Below are 16,914 nucleotides of genomic sequence, written 5' to 3'. Positions count from 1 at the left end.
GCCGAAGTCGAAGGAATCAGGAACTAAGGGGTCACCACTGAACGAGTCATCGGCGAAGACGGCATCTTCGAAGGGCTCAAAGGGGTCGTCCGCGAAGGGCTCGGCTTCAAAGGGCTCGTCTTCCAAGGACTCGTCTTCCAAGGGCTCGGCGAAAGGTTCCGTCCCGGACGAGAAGGGTCTGGACTTCGCCCGCGCCTGGGTCGAGTTCCCCGACCCCGCGGACGACGAGCAGATCTTCCGCTGCGATCTGACGTGGCTGACCTCGCGCTGGAGCTGCATCTTCGGGAGCGGCTGCCAGGGCATCCAGGCGGGCCGCGCGGACGACGGCTGCTGCACGCTCGGCGCCCACTTCTCCGACGAGGACGACGAGAAGCGCGTGGCCGGCTTCGTGGCGCGGCTCACGCCCGACGTCTGGCAGAACCACGAGGTCGGTACGGAGACGGGCTGGGTCTCCAAGGACGAGGACGGCGAGCGCCAGACCCGCCCGTACAACGGCTCGTGCATCTTCCAGAACCGCCCAGGCTTCAAGGGCGGCGCGGGCTGCTCGCTGCACATCCTGGCGATCAAGGAGGGCCGCGAGCCCCTGGAGACCAAGCCGGACGTGTGCTGGCAGCTCCCGGTCCGCCGGACCTACGAGTGGATCGACCGGCCCGACGACACCCGCGTGCTCCAGGTGTCCATCGGTGAGTACGACCGCCGCGGCTGGGGTCCGGGCGGCCACGACCTGCACTGGTGGTGCACCTCGGCGACGTCGGCCCACGGCGCGGGCGACCCGGTGTACGTCTCCTACCGGCCCGAGCTGACCGAGCTCATGGGCAAGGAGGGCTACGACCGCCTCGCCGAGCTGTGCGAGGAACGCCTGGCCTCCCAGCTGCCGCTGCTCGCGCCGCATCCGGCGGATCCCGCCACCGCTTCCTAGCTAGGGCCTGTCCGCGCCGGCCGGCGCCCCGCCTAGCTGCCGCTCGGGCTCGCGCCGCCGCCGTCGCTCGGCGGCGGTGCCGAGTCCGTGGGCGCCGACGGGCTCGGTGACGGCTCGGACGGCGTGGGGCTCTGGTCGGACGGAGTGGGGTCCGGGTCGGACGGGCCGGGGTCCGACGGCGTGGGGTCGGACGGCGTGGGGTCCGACGGGCCGGGGCCCGGGTTGCCCGTGTTCGACGGGTTGGGGCCCGGGTCCGAGGGGCCCGAACTCCCGTGTCCCTCTATTGAGATGACGGCCCCGGAGGGGCCGATGCCGATGCGCGCCGACCAGTGACCGGCGGGCTCCCGGTCGTGATCGACGTACACCCGGATCGTGAACGACTCGCCGGGCCGCAGCGTTCCCGACGTGCTCGTCAGATAGAGCCAGCTCGCTCCGGTGCGCGCGGACCAGTGGACCGGTGAACTCCCGGACGCCGTCAGCGTGATGAGGGTCGCGGAGCCGCTCGGCTGCGCCTCCACGGTGAGCCGGCCCGGGCCCGAGTGCGAGGGTCCGCCGGGGCTGACGACCTCCACGGAGACGTCCGGGGAGCGGCTGCCTGCGGTGAAACGGGGGTCGGGGGTCGTGCGCGCGTTGCCCGCGTTCTCGTAGGCGCCGTCCACGCGGTTGCCGTCGAGCCCGCCCGGGTCGCCGGCCTCGCTCGCGCTGATCGAGCGCCCGTCCTGGCCCTCGCCCGTCTGCGGCGCTCCCCGGTACGCCGCCCACAGCGCCAGCACCGGAGCGGCCACGACGGTGGCGACGACCGTCGTCGTGACGGCACGCGCGCGTAGCTGGTCGCGGCGGGCGGCGCGGTCCTTGGGGTCCATCGGGAAGCCGCGCCGGTCGAAGCGGGGGGCCGCGCCGCGCTGGGGGCGGTCACCATGGGCCATCGCCCGGTGCAGGGCCGCGCGCGGGGCCGTCGCGAGGGGCAGGGCGGCCGGGGTGACCGTGGTGCCCGGCCAGGCGCCGGGGGTGGCGCGCTCGGCGGTGCGGCGGCAGCGGGGACAGTCGTCGACATGCCGGACCAGCTCGCGGCGCAGGGCAGAGCTCAGCAGCAGCTGGTTGTCCCCGGTGAGGCGGGCGACGCTCGGGCAGGTGCCGGTCTCCACTACGGCCAGCGCGGCGCGGGTGCGTTCCACCTCGCAGGCGGCGGAGGCGAGCAGCTCGCGGGTGAGCGCCGGGTCCGTGCCCAGCGCGGCGGCGACCTCTCGGGGCGACAGCTGGTGCCGTACGGCCAGCTCCAGCGCCTCGCGCTGCTCGGGCGTCGTACCGGCCGCCTCCGGCCAGGCCAGGAGCGCCAGCTCTCGGCGGCGCTGCGCCTGGATCTCTTCGGAGGGAGCCTCTTTGGCGGGCGGGGTTTCGGGGTGGGGCCTGCCCGATGCGTGCGTCCCCTGTCTGCGGCGCTTCGCCTCCGCGAGCGCCCGCAGGCACGACCAGCGCGCGAGCGCGTACAGCCACGCCTTGCGGTCGCTCTCGGATTCGGGGCCGCGGGAGCCGCGGCGTTCGGCGAGCGCGAGGGCGTCGCCCAGTGCCGCGAGGGCGTCGTCGTGATCGCACAGGACGGACAGGCAGTACGTGAACAGGCCGTCCAGATAAGGCTCGTAGCGCGATGTCGGGCGCTGGGGTACGGTCCGCGGCGCAGGTCGACCGCGCCCGTCGCGGTGCGCCCGGTGTGCGCCGGTGGTCTGCGTGGGTGTTTCCGGCCTGCTGGTCATCACCCGTGCGACCGTAGGCGGATGGCGCCGCACCCTTCCTCCCCCTTGGGGACATTTAATCCGTACGGGTGAAACGATCCCTCAAAGGGGGACGGGAATACCAAATTCCGTACGCGGAACATGTGCTCGGCGCATTTCTGTGCGCCGGGGCGCATGGGCGCACACCCGGCGCACAGGTCTCCCCCGAGGGGGCGGATGGTGGTCGGCGCCGGGTTGTCAGTGGTCTCGGTTACGGTTCGGTGCATGGCTGTCCGTACGAAATCCGGCAAGGAACGGCCGTCCTACCGCTGCACCGAGTGCGGCTGGCAGACGGCGAAATGGCTGGGTCGCTGCGGCGAGTGCCAGGCGTGGGGGACGGTAGAGGAGTACGGCGCGCCCGCCGTGCGGACGACCGCGCCCGGCCGGGTCACGACGTCCGCCGTCCCGATCGGCCAGGTCGACGGGCGGCAGGCCACCGCCCGCTCCACCGGCGTGCCCGAGCTCGACCGGGTTCTCGGCGGAGGCCTCGTCCCCGGCGCCGTCGTACTGCTCGCCGGCGAGCCCGGCGTCGGCAAGTCCACCCTCCTGCTCGACGTCGCCGCCAAGGCCGCCAGCGACGAGCACCGCACGCTGTACGTCACCGGCGAGGAGTCGGCCAGCCAGGTCCGGATGCGCGCCGACCGCATCAAGGCGATCGACGACCATCTGTACCTCGCCGCCGAGACCGATCTGTCCGCGGTCCTCGGCCACTTGGACGCCGTCAAGCCCAGCCTCCTGATCATGGACTCCGTGCAGACCGTCGCCTCCCCCGAGATCGACGGCGCCCCCGGCGGAATGGCCCAGGTCCGCGAGGTCGCCGGCGCGCTGATCCGGGCCTCCAAGGACCGCGGCATGGCCACCCTCCTCGTGGGCCACGTCACCAAGGACGGCGCCATCGCCGGACCCCGCCTCCTCGAACACCTCGTGGACGTCGTCCTCTCCTTCGAAGGCGACCGGCACGCGCGCCTGCGCCTCGTCCGCGGTGTGAAGAACCGGTACGGGACGACCGACGAGGTCGGCTGCTTCGAGCTCCACGACGAGGGCATCACGGGACTCGCCGACCCCAGCGGGCTGTTCCTCACCCGCCGCGACGAGCCCGTTCCCGGGACGTGTCTCACGGTCACCCTGGAGGGGCGGCGGCCCCTTGTCGCCGAGGTCCAGGCCCTCACCGTCGACTCCCAGATCCCGTCCCCCCGGCGTACGACGTCCGGTCTGGAGACCTCTCGCGTCTCGATGATGCTCGCCGTGCTCGAGCAGCGCGGGCGGATCAGCGCCCTGGGAAAGCGGGACATCTACTCCGCGACCGTCGGCGGCGTGAAGCTCTCCGAGCCCGCCGCGGACCTCGCCATCGCGCTCGCCCTCGCCAGCGCCGCCAGCGACACCCCGCTCCCCAAGAACCTCGTCGCGATCGGTGAAGTGGGCCTCGCGGGCGAGGTCAGACGGGTGACCGGCGTGCAGCGCCGGCTCGCCGAGGCGCACCGGCTCGGCTTCACCCACGCCCTCGTGCCGAGCGATCCCGGCAAGGTGCCTGCCGGTATGAAGGTCACCGAAGTCGCTGACATAGGGGACGCTCTGCGCGTGCTGCCCAGGAGTCGTCGCCGAGAGGCCCCACAGGAGATGGAGGAGCGCCGGTAGACTTTGCCCTGGTCTCGCCCGTGCGTACGAACCCTGGGCATTCAAGATCTGCAAGTTCCGCAGGATCTGCGACATCTGTGACATCTGCGATGTCTGCAATAGATGTCTGCAATATCTGTGACATCTGCGACCGGAGGAGTGCAGTGGGAGCCAACGACCGGGCAGCAGCTTCCGGCAAGTCCGGCGGGAGCTCCGGTGCCGATGGGCTGATGCGCGCCTCACTGAGCGCCGTCGCGCCCGGTACGGCGCTGCGTGACGGCCTCGAGCGAATCCTCCGCGGCAATACCGGCGGACTCATCGTTCTCGGCTGGGACAAGACCGTCGAGTCGATGTGTACCGGCGGTTTCATCCTGGACGTCGAGTTCACCGCGACGCGCCTGCGCGAGCTGTGCAAGCTCGACGGCGGCATCGTCATCGACAAGGACATCACCAAGATCCTGCGGGCGGGCGTCCAGCTGGTGCCCGACCCCACGATCCCCACGGAGGAGACGGGCACGCGGCACCGCACGGCGGACCGCGTGAGCAAGCAGGTCAGCTTCCCTGTGGTCTCCGTGTCGCAGTCGATGCGGCTGATCGCCCTTTACGTGGACGGGCAGCGGCGCGTTCTCGAGGACTCGGCCGCGATTCTCTCCCGGGCGAATCAGGCGCTGGCGACTCTGGAGCGGTACAAGCTCCGCTTGGACGAGGTGGCCGGGACGCTCTCCGCGCTCGAGATCGAGGATCTCGTCACCGTGCGCGATGTGACCGCGGTCGCGCAGCGGCTGGAGATGGTGCGGCGCATCGCCACCGAGATCGCCGAGTACGTGGTGGAGCTCGGGACGGACGGGCGACTGCTCGCCCTTCAGCTCGACGAGTTGATCGCCGGCGTCGAACCCGAGCGGGAACTCGTCGTTCGGGACTATGTGCCGGAGCCCACTGCCAAGCGGTCCCGGACCGTTGATGAGGCGCTGTTCGAGCTCGATGCGCTGACGCATGCCGAGCTTCTTGAACTGTCCACCGTGGCACGCGCGTTGGGGTACACCGGGTCTCCGGAGACCCTCGACTCGGCCATTTCGCCTCGTGGGTTCCGGCTGCTGGCGAAGGTGCCCCGGCTGCCTGGGGCGATCATTGACCGGCTTGTCGAGCACTTCGGCGGGTTGCAGAAGCTGCTCGCCGCCAGCGTCGATGATCTGCAGACTGTGGACGGCGTCGGGGAGGCTCGCGCCCGGAGCGTACGGGAAGGGCTCTCGCGGTTGGCCGAGTCTTCGATCCTGGAGCGGTACGTCTAGGCTGCCGCCGGCTGGGGTGTGGGGGTCTTCGCCGCTTCCTTCGGGGGCGGGCGCATCGCCGTCTTCGGGGGCGGGCGCATCGCCATTTTCAGATGCGGGGGCGCATCGCCGTCTTCAGGTGCGGGGCCGCATCGCCGTCTTCGCGTGTGGAGGCGCATCGCCGTCTTCAGGTGCGGGGCCGCGCCGGGTTGTACGTGCTCGCTGTTCTACGGGGCCTCGTCACCCAGCTGATTACCTGCGCGTGGCGCTGGTGGCTCCGCGCGCACATCCCGCCACGGCCCCTCCCGTTTCGTGCGCGACTGATCGCCGGTGGGGCCCGTCAGGCGGCTGTGCCTATTAGTCCTTGGCCAGTACGAAAGATGCCTGGGCCTTCGGGAGTTGGGCTGCCTTTGCCTCTACCAGGTAGGTTCCCGGCGTTGCCGGGCCTGCCGTCGGGGTTGCGCACTGGGGGGCGCTTGCCTTGCGGTCCCATTCGGTCGTGTGCGTGATGTGGGCACCTGCCGGCACACGGAGCAGGAGGCTGCCGGAGCCCTTGGGGCAGTCGCCGGAGGACCAGATCTCGTCGTCGCTGGATGCCTGAGTGATCGTCAGGACCGCGTTCTTCGGGCCGAGATCGACCTTGCAGTCCTTCGCCGTCGTGTTCTTGGCCGTCAGCTCGAACTTCGGTTTATCTCCGGGCGCGTACGAGTTGTGGACGCTGCGCAGTGTCAGGGTCACGCCGCCTGTCGTGCAGTCGGGGAGGCTCGAGCCCGCGGGGAGTCGGTCGCCCGCGCCTGTGCCGCCCTTCGCGTCGTCATCGGATCCCGCCCCTGAGCCGGCAGTGTCCGCGCCTGAGCCGTCACCGTTGTCGCCGTCCGAGGAACCGCCGTCACCACCACCGCCGCCCGACTCGTCGCGGCCGCCCGGGTGTTCGCTGATCGCGGGTCCCGACCCGGAGGGGCCGGGCGTGATGGAAGAGGGCGCGGTGTCCTTGCCGTTCGAGCCACCGGCGCTGCTCCTGCCGCCTCCGCCACCGGAGTTGACGGCCCATACGATCAGCAGCGCGAGCAGCGCCACCATGGACAGCAGAACGGCCCTCCGTCGCCAGTAAATGGTGGAGGGAAGCGGCCCGATCGGATTGCGCAGAGATCCCACGGCGCAAACTGTACGAGAGATCCGTCCGTTCTCCCGCCCCCACCCGCCGCCACGGCCCGCGAGTTTTGCGGATCATAGTCCCGGGCGGCCGTTCCCGCGCGGGGACAACCCCTGTCTTTCGTCAGGTACGGGACGAGGACAACGCCGGATGTGACCGTGTACGGGCCTTACGTACCGTCCGTGACATGGAAATCTTCGACTCCGGCCTCTATGGCGACATCACCGGCTTCGCCCACGGCACTCCGTCGTGGTTCCAGCACCGTTGGCGGTCATCGGCGTGACCAGACCAGGCCCGTCTCGTACGCCACGACGGCCGCCCGCACTCTGTTCTCGACCTCCAAGCGCTCCAGGACCGCGCTGACGTAGGCCTTCACCGTGCCCTCGACCAGGTGCGGTGCAGCGCGGTCGTCGCGCCGCCCCTGCCGATCGTCAGGGGCGGGCGTCAAGCGCGCGAGGCCGAGCCAACCCGTTTGCCTCGCAGGGTGTCCGCGCCGTCCCCGCTCCCCGTGGCAGGATCGTCCTGCCATGACTGCGCCCACGAACACCAGCACCGAGTCCCTGCACGCCCCCGTCATCGACTGGTTCGCGGAGAATGCCCGCGACCTGCCGTGGCGCCGCCCCGACGCGGGTCCCTGGGGTGTGATGGTCAGCGAGTTCATGCTCCAGCAGACGCCGGTGAGCCGCGTCCTTCCCGTGTACGAGCAGTGGCTCGCGCGGTGGCCGCGCCCCGCCGATCTGGCCAAGGAGGCGCCCGGCGAGGCCGTGCGCGCCTGGGGCAGGCTCGGCTATCCGCGCCGCGCCCTGCGGCTGCACGGCGCGGCCGTCGCCATAACGGAGCGGCACAACGGCGACGTACCCAGGGCTCACGCCCAGCTCCTCGCGCTGCCCGGCATCGGTGAGTACACGGCCGCCGCCGTGGCCTCCTTCGCGTACGGGCAGCGGCACGCCGTCCTCGACACGAACGTGCGGCGTGTGTTCGCGCGCGCCGTGAGCGGTGTGCAGTACCCCCCGAACGCCACGACCGCGGCCGAACGCAAACTCGCCCGCGCCCTGTTGCCCGAGCAGGAGTCGACGGCCTCGCGCTGGGCCGCGGCCTCCATGGAGCTCGGCGCCCTCATCTGCACGGCGAAGAACGAGAGTTGCCACCGCTGTCCCATCGCCGCCCAGTGCGCCTGGCGGCTCGCCGGCAAGCCCGACCACGTCGGTCCGCCCCGGCGCGGGCAGACGTACGCGGGCACGGACCGGCAGGTGCGCGGGAAGCTGCTCGCCGTGCTGCGGGAGGCCGTCTCGCCCGTTCCCCAGGCGGCGTTGGACCGCGTGTGGGACGAGCCGGTGCAGCGGGCGCGCGCCCTCGACGGGCTCGTGGCGGACGGGCTCGTGGAGCCGATGCCGGACGGCTTCTACCGGCTGCCGCTGAACTGACGGGCGTACGGGTTTACCCACGTCTTACGTCTGTTACACAACCGACGGACAGCCGTGCGCCCGCCGCAGGCTGAAGCGGACAACCCCGTGACAACGCCTCCGTAGCTTCTCCCGTGTACCGATCACCTACAGGTGACGGACAGGGAAAGCGCGAACGGTTCGCGAACGGGAGGCGGTTGGCATGGCGCACGGCGAGGTGCTCGAGTTCGAGGAGTACGTCCGCACTCGGCAGGACGCCCTGCTGCGCAGCGCCCGGCGTCTCGTGCCGGACCCCGTCGACGCCCAGGACCTGCTCCAGACCGCGCTGGTGCGCACGTACGGCCGCTGGGACGGCATAGCCGACAAGCGTCTCGCCGACGCCTATCTGCGCCGCGTCATGATCAATACGCGTACGGAGTGGTGGCGCGCCCGCAAGCTCGAAGAGGTGCCCACCGAGCAGCTGCCCGACGCGAGCATCGACGACTCGACCGAGCAGCACGCCGACCGCGCGCTCCTCATGGACATCATGAAGGTGCTGGCTCCCAAGCAGCGCAGTGTCGTGGTGCTGCGACACTGGGAGCAGATGTCCACAGAGGAGACGGCCGCCGCACTCGGCATGTCGGCCGGAACTGTGAAGAGCACGCTGCACCGGGCGCTGGCCCGGCTCCGCGAGGAGCTGGAGAGCCGGAACCGCCACGAGTCCGGCCACCGCGCGCTCGAACGGGAGGAGACGGAGCGTTGCGCGGCCTAGGCATACGTGCCGCTCGGGTCCTGAAGGCGGGGAGTACGGCGGTGGCCGCGCTCGCCGCCGTCGGCCTTTCCCTCGGCGCACTCACCGCCTGCTCGGCCGGCGGCACCGGCGCCCGCGACGAGGGGCCCGCCCGCTCCGACGCGGTGGGCTCGGCCGCCCCGAAGGCCCTGCCGTCCTCCCCGGCCTCGTCGCCCGCGCCCAAGCAGGTGAACGCCGTCCGGCTCGTCAAGGACGACCCGGCGGTGAGCCCGGAGGTCAAGCGCGACCTCAAGCCGTGCGTGGGGAAGGAGTACCCGGTCGACGTGTCCTACGGGAACCTGACGGGGAACACGTCGAGCGACGTCGTGGTCAACGTCATGACCTGCGGAGACGCCGTCAGCATCGGCAGCTACGTGTACCGCGACACCGGTGGGAAGTACGAGAACGTCTTCAAGGCCGAGGAGCCTCCGGTGTACGCGGAGATAGACCGGGGCGACCTCGTCGTCACCAAGCAGGTGTACGAGAAGGGCGACTCGGTGGCGTATCCCTCGGGTGAGGACGTCCTGACGTACCGCTGGACCACCGGCCGGTTCGTCGAGCAGGCCAGGACGCACAACGACTACAGCAACGCGGTGAACGGGGACACGCCCGAGCCGTCCGACAACTGAGCGGCCGGGCCGGGCAGCCCCGGCCATGCGGATGACGGACACTTTCACCACGCGGACGACGTGACAGGAGCAGCGGATTCGGATGGCAGAGCACACCCACGTCCTCTTCGTCGAGGACGACGACGTCATCCGCGAGGCCACCCAGCTCGCCCTGGAGCGGGACGGCTTCGTGGTCACAGCCATGCCCGACGGCCTCGCGGGCCTCGATGCGTTCCGCGCCGACCGGCCCGACATCGCGCTGCTCGACGTGATGGTGCCGGGCCTGGACGGCGTGAGCCTGTGCCGCCGCATCCGGGACGAGTCCACCGTCCCCGTGATCATGCTGTCGGCGCGGGCCGACTCGATCGACGTGGTGCTCGGCCTGGAGGCGGGCGCGGACGACTACGTGACCAAGCCGTTCGACGGGGCTGTCCTCGTGGCGCGGATCCGGGCCGTCCTGCGGCGCTTCGGGCATGCGAGCGGGTCGGCGTCCGGTGCGGCGCCGGCCGTCCCCGACGCCTCCGCCGGGAACGGCGGTGTCCTGCAGTTCGGCGATCTGGAGATCGACACCGAGGGCATGGAGGTCCGCAAGGACGGGGCCACGGTCGCGCTGACGCCGACGGAGATGCGGCTGCTCCTGGAGTTCTCGTCCGCGCCCGGCACCGTCCTCTCCCGCGACAAGCTCCTGGAGCGCGTGTGGGACTACGGCTGGGGCGGGGACACCCGCGTCGTCGACGTCCATGTGCAGCGGCTGCGCACGAAGATCGGCCAGGACCGGATCGAGACGGTCCGCGGCTTCGGCTACAAGCTCAAGGCCTGACGGGCCGTGCCGGGGCGGGGTGTCGGGAGAACCGTTGACTCGGCCGGTCCATGGGCCGGCCGGGTCGTTCACTGTCCGACGAGGAACGGGATCGGGATATGAGGGGGGCCGCCGCGACCGTGCGCGCCCGGCTCGGGCAGCCGATGCGGCTGCCGCTGAGACGGCTGCGCCCGGCACTGCACACCGGGGTGCGCTGGAAGATCAGCGTCGCCATCGCCTTGGTGGGAGCGCTCGTCGCTCTCGCCCTGAGCCTGGTCGTGCACAACGCGGCGCGGGTCTCGATGCTGGACAACGCGCGCGACGTGCAGGACGAACGCATCCAGTTCGTGGCGCGCCAGTACGAGGCCACCGGGCGCGGCCTCCCCGTCGGCTTCAAGGTCGACGACCCGGGCATACCCCCTGACCTGCGGAAGAGGGCGATGGCCGGCCGGCGCGCCACCTTCGTCTCCGAACAGGGCGGCGGCGTACCCGACATCTGGGCCGCGGTCCCGCTGGGCGACGGGCGCCTGCTGTCCGTGCACACCCGCTTCACCGACCGCAGCGCCACCGTCATGAAGGACCTCGACCAGGCCCTGATCATCGGCTCGATCTCGGTGGTCTTCGGGGGCTGCGCCCTCGGAGTACTGATCGGCGGACAGGTGTCACGGCGCCTGCGCAAGGCGGCGCTCGCGGCCCGGGAGGTCGCGCAGGGGCGGACCGACGTACGGGTCGGGGACGCCATCGGCGGCGTCGTACGCGACGAGACCGACGATCTCGCACAGGCCGTCGACGCGATGGCCGACGCCCTGAAGCAGCGTCTTGAGGCCGAGCGCCGGGTCACCGCGGACATCGCGCACGAGCTGCGTACGCCGGTGACCGGGCTGCTCACCGCGGCCGAGCTGCTGCCGCCCGGACGCCCGAGCGAGCTGGTCAAGGACCGGGCCCAGGCGATGCGCACGCTCGTCGAGGACGTGCTCGAAGTGGCGCGTCTGGACAGCGCGGCCGAGCGGGCCGAACTCCAGGACCTGCTGCTGGGCGAGTTCGTGACGCGGCGGATCGGCGCGCGCCACGCGGACGTACGGGTGAGCGTGGTGCACGAGTCGGAGGTCACCACCGACCCGCGCCGCCTCGAACGCATCCTCTTCAACCTCCTTGACAACGCCGCGAAGCACGGCAGGCCGCCGGTCGAGGTCAGCGTCGAGGGCCGGGTGGTGCGCGTGCGCGATCACGGACCCGGGTTCCCGGAGGAGCTGCTCGACGAGGGGCCGAGCCGCTTCCGTACGGGCGCGGCGGACCGCGCGGGCCACGGGCACGGCCTCGGCCTGACGATCGCGGCGGGCCAGGCGCGCGTACTCGGCGCCCGCCTCACGTTCCGCAACGTGCGCCCGCCGGGCGCTCCGTCAAAGACTCCGGCCGAGGGCGCGGTCGCCGTGCTGTGGCTGCCGGAACACGCGCCGACAGACACGGGAAGCTTCCCGATGCTGCGGCTGCCGGACTGAGGGCGGCTCCGAACGGGAGGTCCCGGCCATGATCCGCCGGATGCCCCTAGCTGGTGGCCCACTCCTTCTCGAGGTCGAGCCCTTCGTTCCGCTGCGTGAACGAGAACCAGTTGCCGGAGTCGTCGCGGAAGATCGCCTCGGTCCCGTACGGGCGCTCCTTCGGCTCCTGGAGGAACTGGACCCCGCGCTCCTTGAGCTTCGCGTAGTCCCCGTGGATGTCGTCCGTGACCAGGACGCCGGCCCCGAGGATGCCCTTGGAGACCAGCTTCTTCACGGCCTCGGCCGACTCGGGGTCCATAGCGGGCACCCCGGGCACCATCAGCGTCAGCTCGACGTCCGGCTGGTCCTTGGCGCCCACGGTCAGCCAGCGCATACCGCCCTCGCCCATGGTCATGTCCGTGCGCACCTCGAGCCCCAGCTTCTCGGTGTAGAACTCCTTGGCCCGGTCCTGGTCGAGAACCCAGACGGTGGAAATGGCGAGTCCCTTGATCATGATGCGCTCCGCGTAGTTCGGGCCACGCGCCGGGGAGTCCGGCCGTGCCCTGTCACCGTAGGCAGTCACCCACCGCCCCCGCTTCTCCAGAATTGCGCTCCTCGCCGGCCGCCGGACCCGTACCGCCGGAAGGCCCCCTGCCGGGGAAGCCGCCGGCCCACAACATCGCGTAACACCCCGGGATGAGCGCCGCCCCGCGCCCCACATGCTTCGCCCGGTACTCGCTCGGCGTCAGGCCCGTCTGTCTCTTGAACCGGGACGAGAACGTGCCGAGGCTGCTGAACCCCACCAGGCCGCAGATCTCCGTGACCGACAGGTCCGCCGTTCTCAGCATCTCCTCCGCCCGCTCGATCCGGCGGCGCGTCAGATACTGCCCGGGCGTCTCCCCGTACGCCTCCTTGAAGCACCGCACGAAGTGGTAGCGCGAATAGCCGGCATGCGCCGCCACCGCGTCCAGGTCGAGGTCCGCCTCGGCCCAGTCGCGGTCCATCGCGTCCTTGGCGAGCCGCAGCTGCCGCAATTTCTCCACGCCGTCGATGCTGGCACGCCCCACCGACAACGGCCCCGCTCCGAGTCGGCAACAGCCCCGGCACGGCGAAGGCCCCCGGTGTACATCAGCGCACCGGAGGCCTTCATCAAGCCGAGGAGGATCGGGACGACCCGCTCAGACGGTCTCGGAGACCGTCCTGCCGTCCGCCGCGGCGTCCCCAGCCGCGACCCCCTCGACCGGCTTCGCGTCGGCCGTGGCGGTACCGGTCTCAGCTGTACCGTCCGCAGCCGCAGCGGCCTTGGCCATGTCGACCGGCTCCGCGTCCGCGGGACCCGCGGCCTCGGCAGAGCCCGGCGCCGCCTTGGCGGGGCCCGCGCCCCGCAGCGGCACCTCCTTCACGAAGACCGCCGCGATCAGCGCCGCCACCGCGATGATCGAGCCGAGCAGGAACGCCGAGTGCGTACCGGCCGACACCGCGTGCTGGTAGGCGTCACGCGCCACGGCCGGCAGCTTGGCCAGGCCCTCGGCGGTCAGCTGCGTGGACTCCTGCGTGACCTTGCCGCCCAGCGCCCCGGCCCGCTCGGCCATCACGTCCTGGACGCGGTTGTTGAAGAGCGCGCCCATGATCGCGACGCCGAAGGAGGAGCCGAGCGTACGGAACAGGGTGGTGGAGGACGAGGCGACGCCCATGTCCTTCATCTCGACGCTGTTCTGCGCGACCAGCATCGTGATCTGCATCAGGCAGCCCATGCCCGCGCCGAGCACGGCCATGTAGAGGCCGGACGTGAACCGCGTGGTGTCCGTGTCCATCTGTGCGAGCAGGAAGAGTCCGCCCACCATCAGGACGCTGCCGACCAGCGGGAAGACCTTGTACTTGCCGGTGTTGGTGGTGACCCGGCCCGCGACCAGCGAGACGACCATCATCGAGAGCAGCATCGGCAGGAGCAGCAGGCCGGAGTTGGTCGCGTTCGCACCCTGCACCGTCTGCTGGTACAGCGGCAGGAAGAGCACGGCGCCGAACATCACGAAGCCGGTGACGAAGCCGATGAGGGACATGACCGTGAAGTTGCGGCTGCGGAAGATGTGCAGCGGCATGATCGGCTCGGCTGCCTTCGTCTGGACGAAGAGGAAGCCGACGAGCGCGGCGACACCGATCGCGGCGAGCTCCATGATCACGGCGGAGCCCCAGGCGTACTGCGAGCCGCCCCAGGTCGTCACGAGCACGATCGAGGTGATGCCGACGGTGAGCAGCGCGGCGCCGAGGTAGTCGATCTTCCCCTTCGACCGCTTCTTCGGCAGGTGCAGGACCGCGGTGACCATGGCGAGGGCGACAAGGCCGAGCGGCAGGTTGATGTAGAAGGACCAGCGCCAGCCCCAGTTGTCGGTGATTGCGCCGCCGACGAGCGGTCCGCCGATCATGGCGAGCGCCATGACGCCGGCCATCATGCCCTGGTACTTGCCGCGTTCCCGCGGCGGAATCAGGTCACCGATGATGGCCATGACGCCGACCATCAGGCCACCGGCGCCGAGACCCTGGATCGCGCGGAACGCGATGAGCTGGTTCATGTCTTGGGCCATGCCGCTGAGCCCGGAGCCGATCAGGAAGATCACGATCGAGGTCAGGAAGGCGCCCTTCCTGCCGTACATGTCGCCGACCTTGCCCCAGATGGGGGTCGAGGCGGCGGTCGCGAGCGTGTACGCGGTCACGACCCACGAGAGGTGTTCGAGGCCGCCCAGGTCGGCGACGATCGTGGGCATCGCGGTGCCGACGATCATGTTGTCCAGCATCGCGAGCAGCATCGCGATCATCAATGCCATCAGGACGACACGCACGCTGCGCGGCTGCCGCTCCTTGGTGGCCGCCTCGCCGCCCCCGCCGGTGTCCACCGCCGCCACTGTTCCGGTCTCCGCCATGATCCCCACTCCCCGGTTACTTACCTGCCGATACTTACTTGCCGCCCGGCAAGCTGACTACACTGAGGGAAGATAGAGCGCTAACTAGCCGGGCGTCAAGTAAGTTTTCTCCCAAGGCCCGCCACCAGCACGAAGGAGCAGCCACAGATGGGCAGCAGCAAGCAGCGCCGCGGGAACACGCGGCAGCGCATCCAGGACGTGGCGCTGGAACTGTTCGCCGAGCAGGGCTACGAGAAGACCTCGCTGCGCGAGATCGCCGAGCACCTCGACGTCACCAAGGCAGCGCTCTACTACCACTTCAAGACCAAGGAAGACATCGTCGTCAGCCTCTTCGAGGATCTGACGCGGCCCATCGACGAGCTGATCGAGTGGGGCCGGGAGCAGCCCAGGACCCTGGAGACCAAGCAGGAGCTCATGGAGCGCTACAGTCTGGCGCTGCACGGGGCGGGGCCGCTGTTCCGCTTCATGCAGGAGAACCAGGCGACCATGCGCGAGCTGAGCATCGGCGAGCTCTTCAAGGACCGCATGAAGGCGCTCCTCGACCAGCTCCTGCCCCAGGACGCCACCCTGACGGAGCGGGTCCGCTGCTTCAGCGCGATCTTCTCGATGCACGCGGGCCTGTTCGTCCTCAAGGACGTCGAAGGCGACCCCGAGGAAAAGCGCAAGGCCATCCTCGAGGTCGCCACCGATCTCATCACCCAGGCGCAGCGGGGCGCCTGAGTTCTGTCATGCAGTTGTGCTCTTCGCGCGGGTGAGCTCGCTTACGCAGATGAGCTCGCTTGTGCAGGTCAGACGGTGACGCCGACCGAGCGCAGGAAGTTGACCGGGTTGACCGCGGAACCGTAGTTCGGGGTCGTGCGGATCTCGAAGTGCAGGTGCGGGCCGCTGGAGTTACCGGTGTTGCCGGAGAGCGCGATGTGCTGTCCGGTGGAGACCGTCTGGCCTATGCGCACGTCTATGCGGGACAGGTGCGCGTACTGCGAGTACGTGCCGTTGCCGTGCTTGATCACGATGGCGTTGCCGTACGCCGGGCCGTCGCCGCCGCCGTTGGGGCCGGCCTTGACGACGGTGCCGCCGTGGGCGGCCATGACGTTCGTGCCGACCGGCACGGCGAAGTCCTGGCCGGAGTGCTTGTGCGACCACATGTTGCCGCCGAGGCCGAAGCCCGCGGACAGCTTGTAGTTCTTGACCGGGTCCATCCAGCTGGTGGCCTTCTTCGCGGCGGTCTTCTTGACCGTCGCGGCGTGCTGCTTCGCCTGGTCGGCGGCCTTGGCCTGCGCCTTGGCCTGCGCCTCGACGGAAGCCGCGGTGACGCCGGGCAGCGCGACGCTTCCCTGAGTGCTTTCGGCGGCGACCGCGGCCCCGGCCCCCAGCAGCGCCGTGGCTCCCAGGGCGACGGTCACGACGGCCGCCCGAGTACGGAGCAGGGACGAGCCAGAAGAAAGAGTCATGGTGCGCTTCGACATTCGGGGATTACCTCCGCGTTGATGACAGGGACAGACCGGCACTCGTTGGTGACGTGCCGGGCTGGCTGTTCATTGGTAACCCGGGACCCCATCTCGACTCAAAGGGCCCATCTACTACCCAAAGCCGTACCAAAAGGTCAGGACTTCAACCTCTTGACAGCCCCCGAAGACTCCCTGCGATCTGTCGGTTTTATGCCCCGATTCCGGGTTTAGGGCCACTTCACGCCCTTGCGTCCCAAGGCCCACCGGACGCGCACCCCACAGATCCAAGAAACGGACATTTCGGCATAACCCATCGATGCCGTGACAACCCCCCACCCACACAACGCACCCACTATTGCGGCTAGTACCGGACAAAACGCCTGTGCGCCATGTCACCGGGAGGCAAGATCCAAAGCCCCGCGAATGTGACGCGGGCTACGCTGAAACGCCTGGTTTCACGGCCTTCGGGGGGGGGAACACAGATGGCTCCCGCAGTCCTCGGCACGCGCCTGGCGTCGAGCGTGCTCTCGCCTCTCTGGTGAAGCAGCTCCTCACCCGCGACGGCCCCGGCGCGGGCGTGGTGGACAAGCCCGTACGCCTCTCGGACCTCGTCACCTTCCGCGGCGAGAAGCGGACCCTCGGGGAGAAGGAGGTCGGGCACCTGGCCGCCCGTCTGGTGCGGGAGGCCGTGCAATCCTCCGGGCGAGCTCCCGTTCTCCGCGGACGAGCAGGAGGCGCTCACGGCCGCCCTCGCCCCGCAGGCTCCTC

General features: G+C 70.4%; 15 protein-coding genes and 2 pseudogenes. 10 read left to right on the top strand and 7 right to left on the bottom strand.

Annotation, left to right across the window (positions count from 1 at the left end; all coding sequences use genetic code 11):
* Window positions 1-37: 37 nt before the first annotated feature.
* Window positions 38-919, top strand: a complete 882-nt coding sequence (locus tag ACY0PA_RS24250; RefSeq protein ID WP_473086408.1) for a DUF3109 family protein — start codon at window positions 38-40, stop codon at window positions 917-919.
* Window positions 920-951: 32 nt separating this feature from the next.
* Here the strand turns inward: ACY0PA_RS24250 and ACY0PA_RS24245 are convergent, their stop codons facing one another.
* A complete protein-coding gene (locus tag ACY0PA_RS24245; RefSeq protein WP_473079793.1) occupies window positions 952-2,670 on the bottom strand; it encodes a BACON domain-containing protein in 1,719 nt (572 codons plus the stop codon).
* Window positions 2,671-2,913: 243 nt separating this feature from the next.
* Between ACY0PA_RS24245 and radA the strand changes: the two genes are divergently transcribed.
* Together radA and disA are read left to right on the top strand one after the other, a co-directional pair.
* The gene (gene radA, locus ACY0PA_RS24240) at window positions 2,914-4,323 is read left to right on the top strand and encodes a DNA repair protein RadA (RefSeq protein WP_473079792.1); all 1,410 of its coding nucleotides are present in this window, start codon (window positions 2,914-2,916) and stop codon (window positions 4,321-4,323) included.
* Between the two features lie 143 nt (window positions 4,324-4,466).
* Entirely contained in the window at window positions 4,467-5,591 is a 1,125-nt protein-coding gene (disA, locus tag ACY0PA_RS24235; RefSeq protein ID WP_473079791.1) for a DNA integrity scanning diadenylate cyclase DisA, read from the top strand.
* Window positions 5,592-5,927: 336 nt separating this feature from the next.
* Here the strand turns inward: disA and ACY0PA_RS24230 are convergent, their stop codons facing one another.
* Window positions 5,928-6,725, bottom strand: coding sequence for a hypothetical protein (locus ACY0PA_RS24230; RefSeq protein ID WP_473079790.1), 798 nt, complete (start codon window positions 6,723-6,725; stop codon window positions 5,928-5,930).
* A gap of 269 nt (window positions 6,726-6,994) precedes the next feature.
* Window positions 6,995-7,117, bottom strand: a pseudogene (locus tag ACY0PA_RS24225) (LuxR C-terminal-related transcriptional regulator); the annotation flags it as partial.
* Window positions 7,118-7,250: 133 nt separating this feature from the next.
* Here ACY0PA_RS24225 and ACY0PA_RS24220 point away from each other — a divergent pair.
* From ACY0PA_RS24220 to cseC, 5 genes are all read left to right on the top strand, one after another.
* The gene (locus tag ACY0PA_RS24220) at window positions 7,251-8,147 is read left to right on the top strand and encodes an HhH-GPD family protein (RefSeq protein ID WP_473079789.1); all 897 of its coding nucleotides are present in this window, start codon (window positions 7,251-7,253) and stop codon (window positions 8,145-8,147) included.
* Window positions 8,148-8,328: 181 nt separating this feature from the next.
* Complete coding sequence (locus ACY0PA_RS24215; protein ID WP_473079788.1) at window positions 8,329-8,877, top strand: SigE family RNA polymerase sigma factor; 549 nt, start codon at window positions 8,329-8,331, stop codon at window positions 8,875-8,877.
* The gene (locus tag ACY0PA_RS24210; protein ID WP_473079787.1) at window positions 8,865-9,524 is read left to right on the top strand and encodes a hypothetical protein; all 660 of its coding nucleotides are present in this window, start codon (window positions 8,865-8,867) and stop codon (window positions 9,522-9,524) included. Before ACY0PA_RS24215 ends, ACY0PA_RS24210 begins: the two co-directional genes overlap by 13 nt.
* Window positions 9,525-9,606: 82 nt before the next feature.
* Entirely contained in the window at window positions 9,607-10,323 is a 717-nt protein-coding gene (cseB, locus tag ACY0PA_RS24205; protein WP_473079786.1) for a two-component system response regulator CseB, read from the top strand.
* A gap of 143 nt (window positions 10,324-10,466) precedes the next feature.
* Window positions 10,467-11,801, top strand: a complete 1,335-nt coding sequence (gene cseC / locus ACY0PA_RS24200) for a two-component system sensor histidine kinase CseC (protein WP_473086407.1) — start codon at window positions 10,467-10,469, stop codon at window positions 11,799-11,801.
* A gap of 46 nt (window positions 11,802-11,847) precedes the next feature.
* Here cseC and ACY0PA_RS24195 read toward each other — a convergent pair whose 3' ends face one another.
* From ACY0PA_RS24195 to ACY0PA_RS24185, 3 genes are all read right to left on the bottom strand, one after another.
* Window positions 11,848-12,294: a VOC family protein gene (locus ACY0PA_RS24195; protein WP_473079785.1), complete on the bottom strand. Its 447-nt coding sequence runs from the start codon at window positions 12,292-12,294 to the stop codon at window positions 11,848-11,850.
* 52 nt (window positions 12,295-12,346) lie between these two features.
* A complete protein-coding gene (locus tag ACY0PA_RS24190; RefSeq protein WP_473086406.1) occupies window positions 12,347-12,814 on the bottom strand; it encodes a helix-turn-helix transcriptional regulator in 468 nt (155 codons plus the stop codon).
* Window positions 12,815-12,958: 144 nt separating this feature from the next.
* The gene (locus ACY0PA_RS24185; RefSeq protein WP_473079784.1) at window positions 12,959-14,698 is read right to left on the bottom strand and encodes an MDR family MFS transporter; all 1,740 of its coding nucleotides are present in this window, start codon (window positions 14,696-14,698) and stop codon (window positions 12,959-12,961) included.
* Window positions 14,699-14,845: 147 nt separating this feature from the next.
* Here ACY0PA_RS24185 and ACY0PA_RS24180 point away from each other — a divergent pair, with 147 nt between their 5' ends.
* Window positions 14,846-15,418: a TetR/AcrR family transcriptional regulator gene (locus ACY0PA_RS24180; protein WP_473079783.1), complete on the top strand. Its 573-nt coding sequence runs from the start codon at window positions 14,846-14,848 to the stop codon at window positions 15,416-15,418.
* 68 nt (window positions 15,419-15,486) lie between these two features.
* Here ACY0PA_RS24180 and ACY0PA_RS24175 read toward each other — a convergent pair whose 3' ends face one another.
* Complete coding sequence (locus ACY0PA_RS24175; RefSeq protein ID WP_473079782.1) at window positions 15,487-16,164, bottom strand: M23 family metallopeptidase; 678 nt, start codon at window positions 16,162-16,164, stop codon at window positions 15,487-15,489.
* A gap of 364 nt (window positions 16,165-16,528) precedes the next feature.
* Here ACY0PA_RS24175 and ACY0PA_RS24170 point away from each other — a divergent pair.
* Window positions 16,529-16,792 (top strand): annotated as a pseudogene (locus tag ACY0PA_RS24170) (hypothetical protein); the annotation flags it as partial.
* Window positions 16,793-16,914: the final 122 nt, after the last annotated feature.

Source organism: Streptomyces sp. DS1-CR2, assembly GCF_055760475.1.
This window is presented reverse-complemented; position numbering and strand designations above follow the sequence as displayed.

Excerpts from the sequence above, each read along its gene's own strand:
- ACY0PA_RS24245 (WP_473079793.1), bottom strand. The coding sequence starts at position 2,670 with ATGACCAGCAGGCCGGAAACACCCACGCAGACCACCGGCGCACACCGG.
- radA (WP_473079792.1), top strand. The coding sequence starts at position 2,914 with ATGGCTGTCCGTACGAAATCCGGCAAGGAACGGCCGTCCTACCGCTGC.
- ACY0PA_RS24220 (WP_473079789.1), top strand. The coding sequence starts at position 7,251 with ATGACTGCGCCCACGAACACCAGCACCGAGTCCCTGCACGCCCCCGTC.
- ACY0PA_RS24215 (WP_473079788.1), top strand. The coding sequence starts at position 8,329 with ATGGCGCACGGCGAGGTGCTCGAGTTCGAGGAGTACGTCCGCACTCGG.
- cseB (WP_473079786.1), top strand. The coding sequence starts at position 9,607 with ATGGCAGAGCACACCCACGTCCTCTTCGTCGAGGACGACGACGTCATC.
- cseC (WP_473086407.1), top strand. The coding sequence starts at position 10,467 with ATGCGGCTGCCGCTGAGACGGCTGCGCCCGGCACTGCACACCGGGGTG.
- ACY0PA_RS24195 (WP_473079785.1), bottom strand. The coding sequence starts at position 12,294 with ATGATCAAGGGACTCGCCATTTCCACCGTCTGGGTTCTCGACCAGGAC.
- ACY0PA_RS24185 (WP_473079784.1), bottom strand. The coding sequence starts at position 14,698 with ATGGCGGAGACCGGAACAGTGGCGGCGGTGGACACCGGCGGGGGCGGC.
- ACY0PA_RS24180 (WP_473079783.1), top strand. The coding sequence starts at position 14,846 with ATGGGCAGCAGCAAGCAGCGCCGCGGGAACACGCGGCAGCGCATCCAG.
- ACY0PA_RS24175 (WP_473079782.1), bottom strand. The coding sequence starts at position 16,164 with ATGTCGAAGCGCACCATGACTCTTTCTTCTGGCTCGTCCCTGCTCCGT.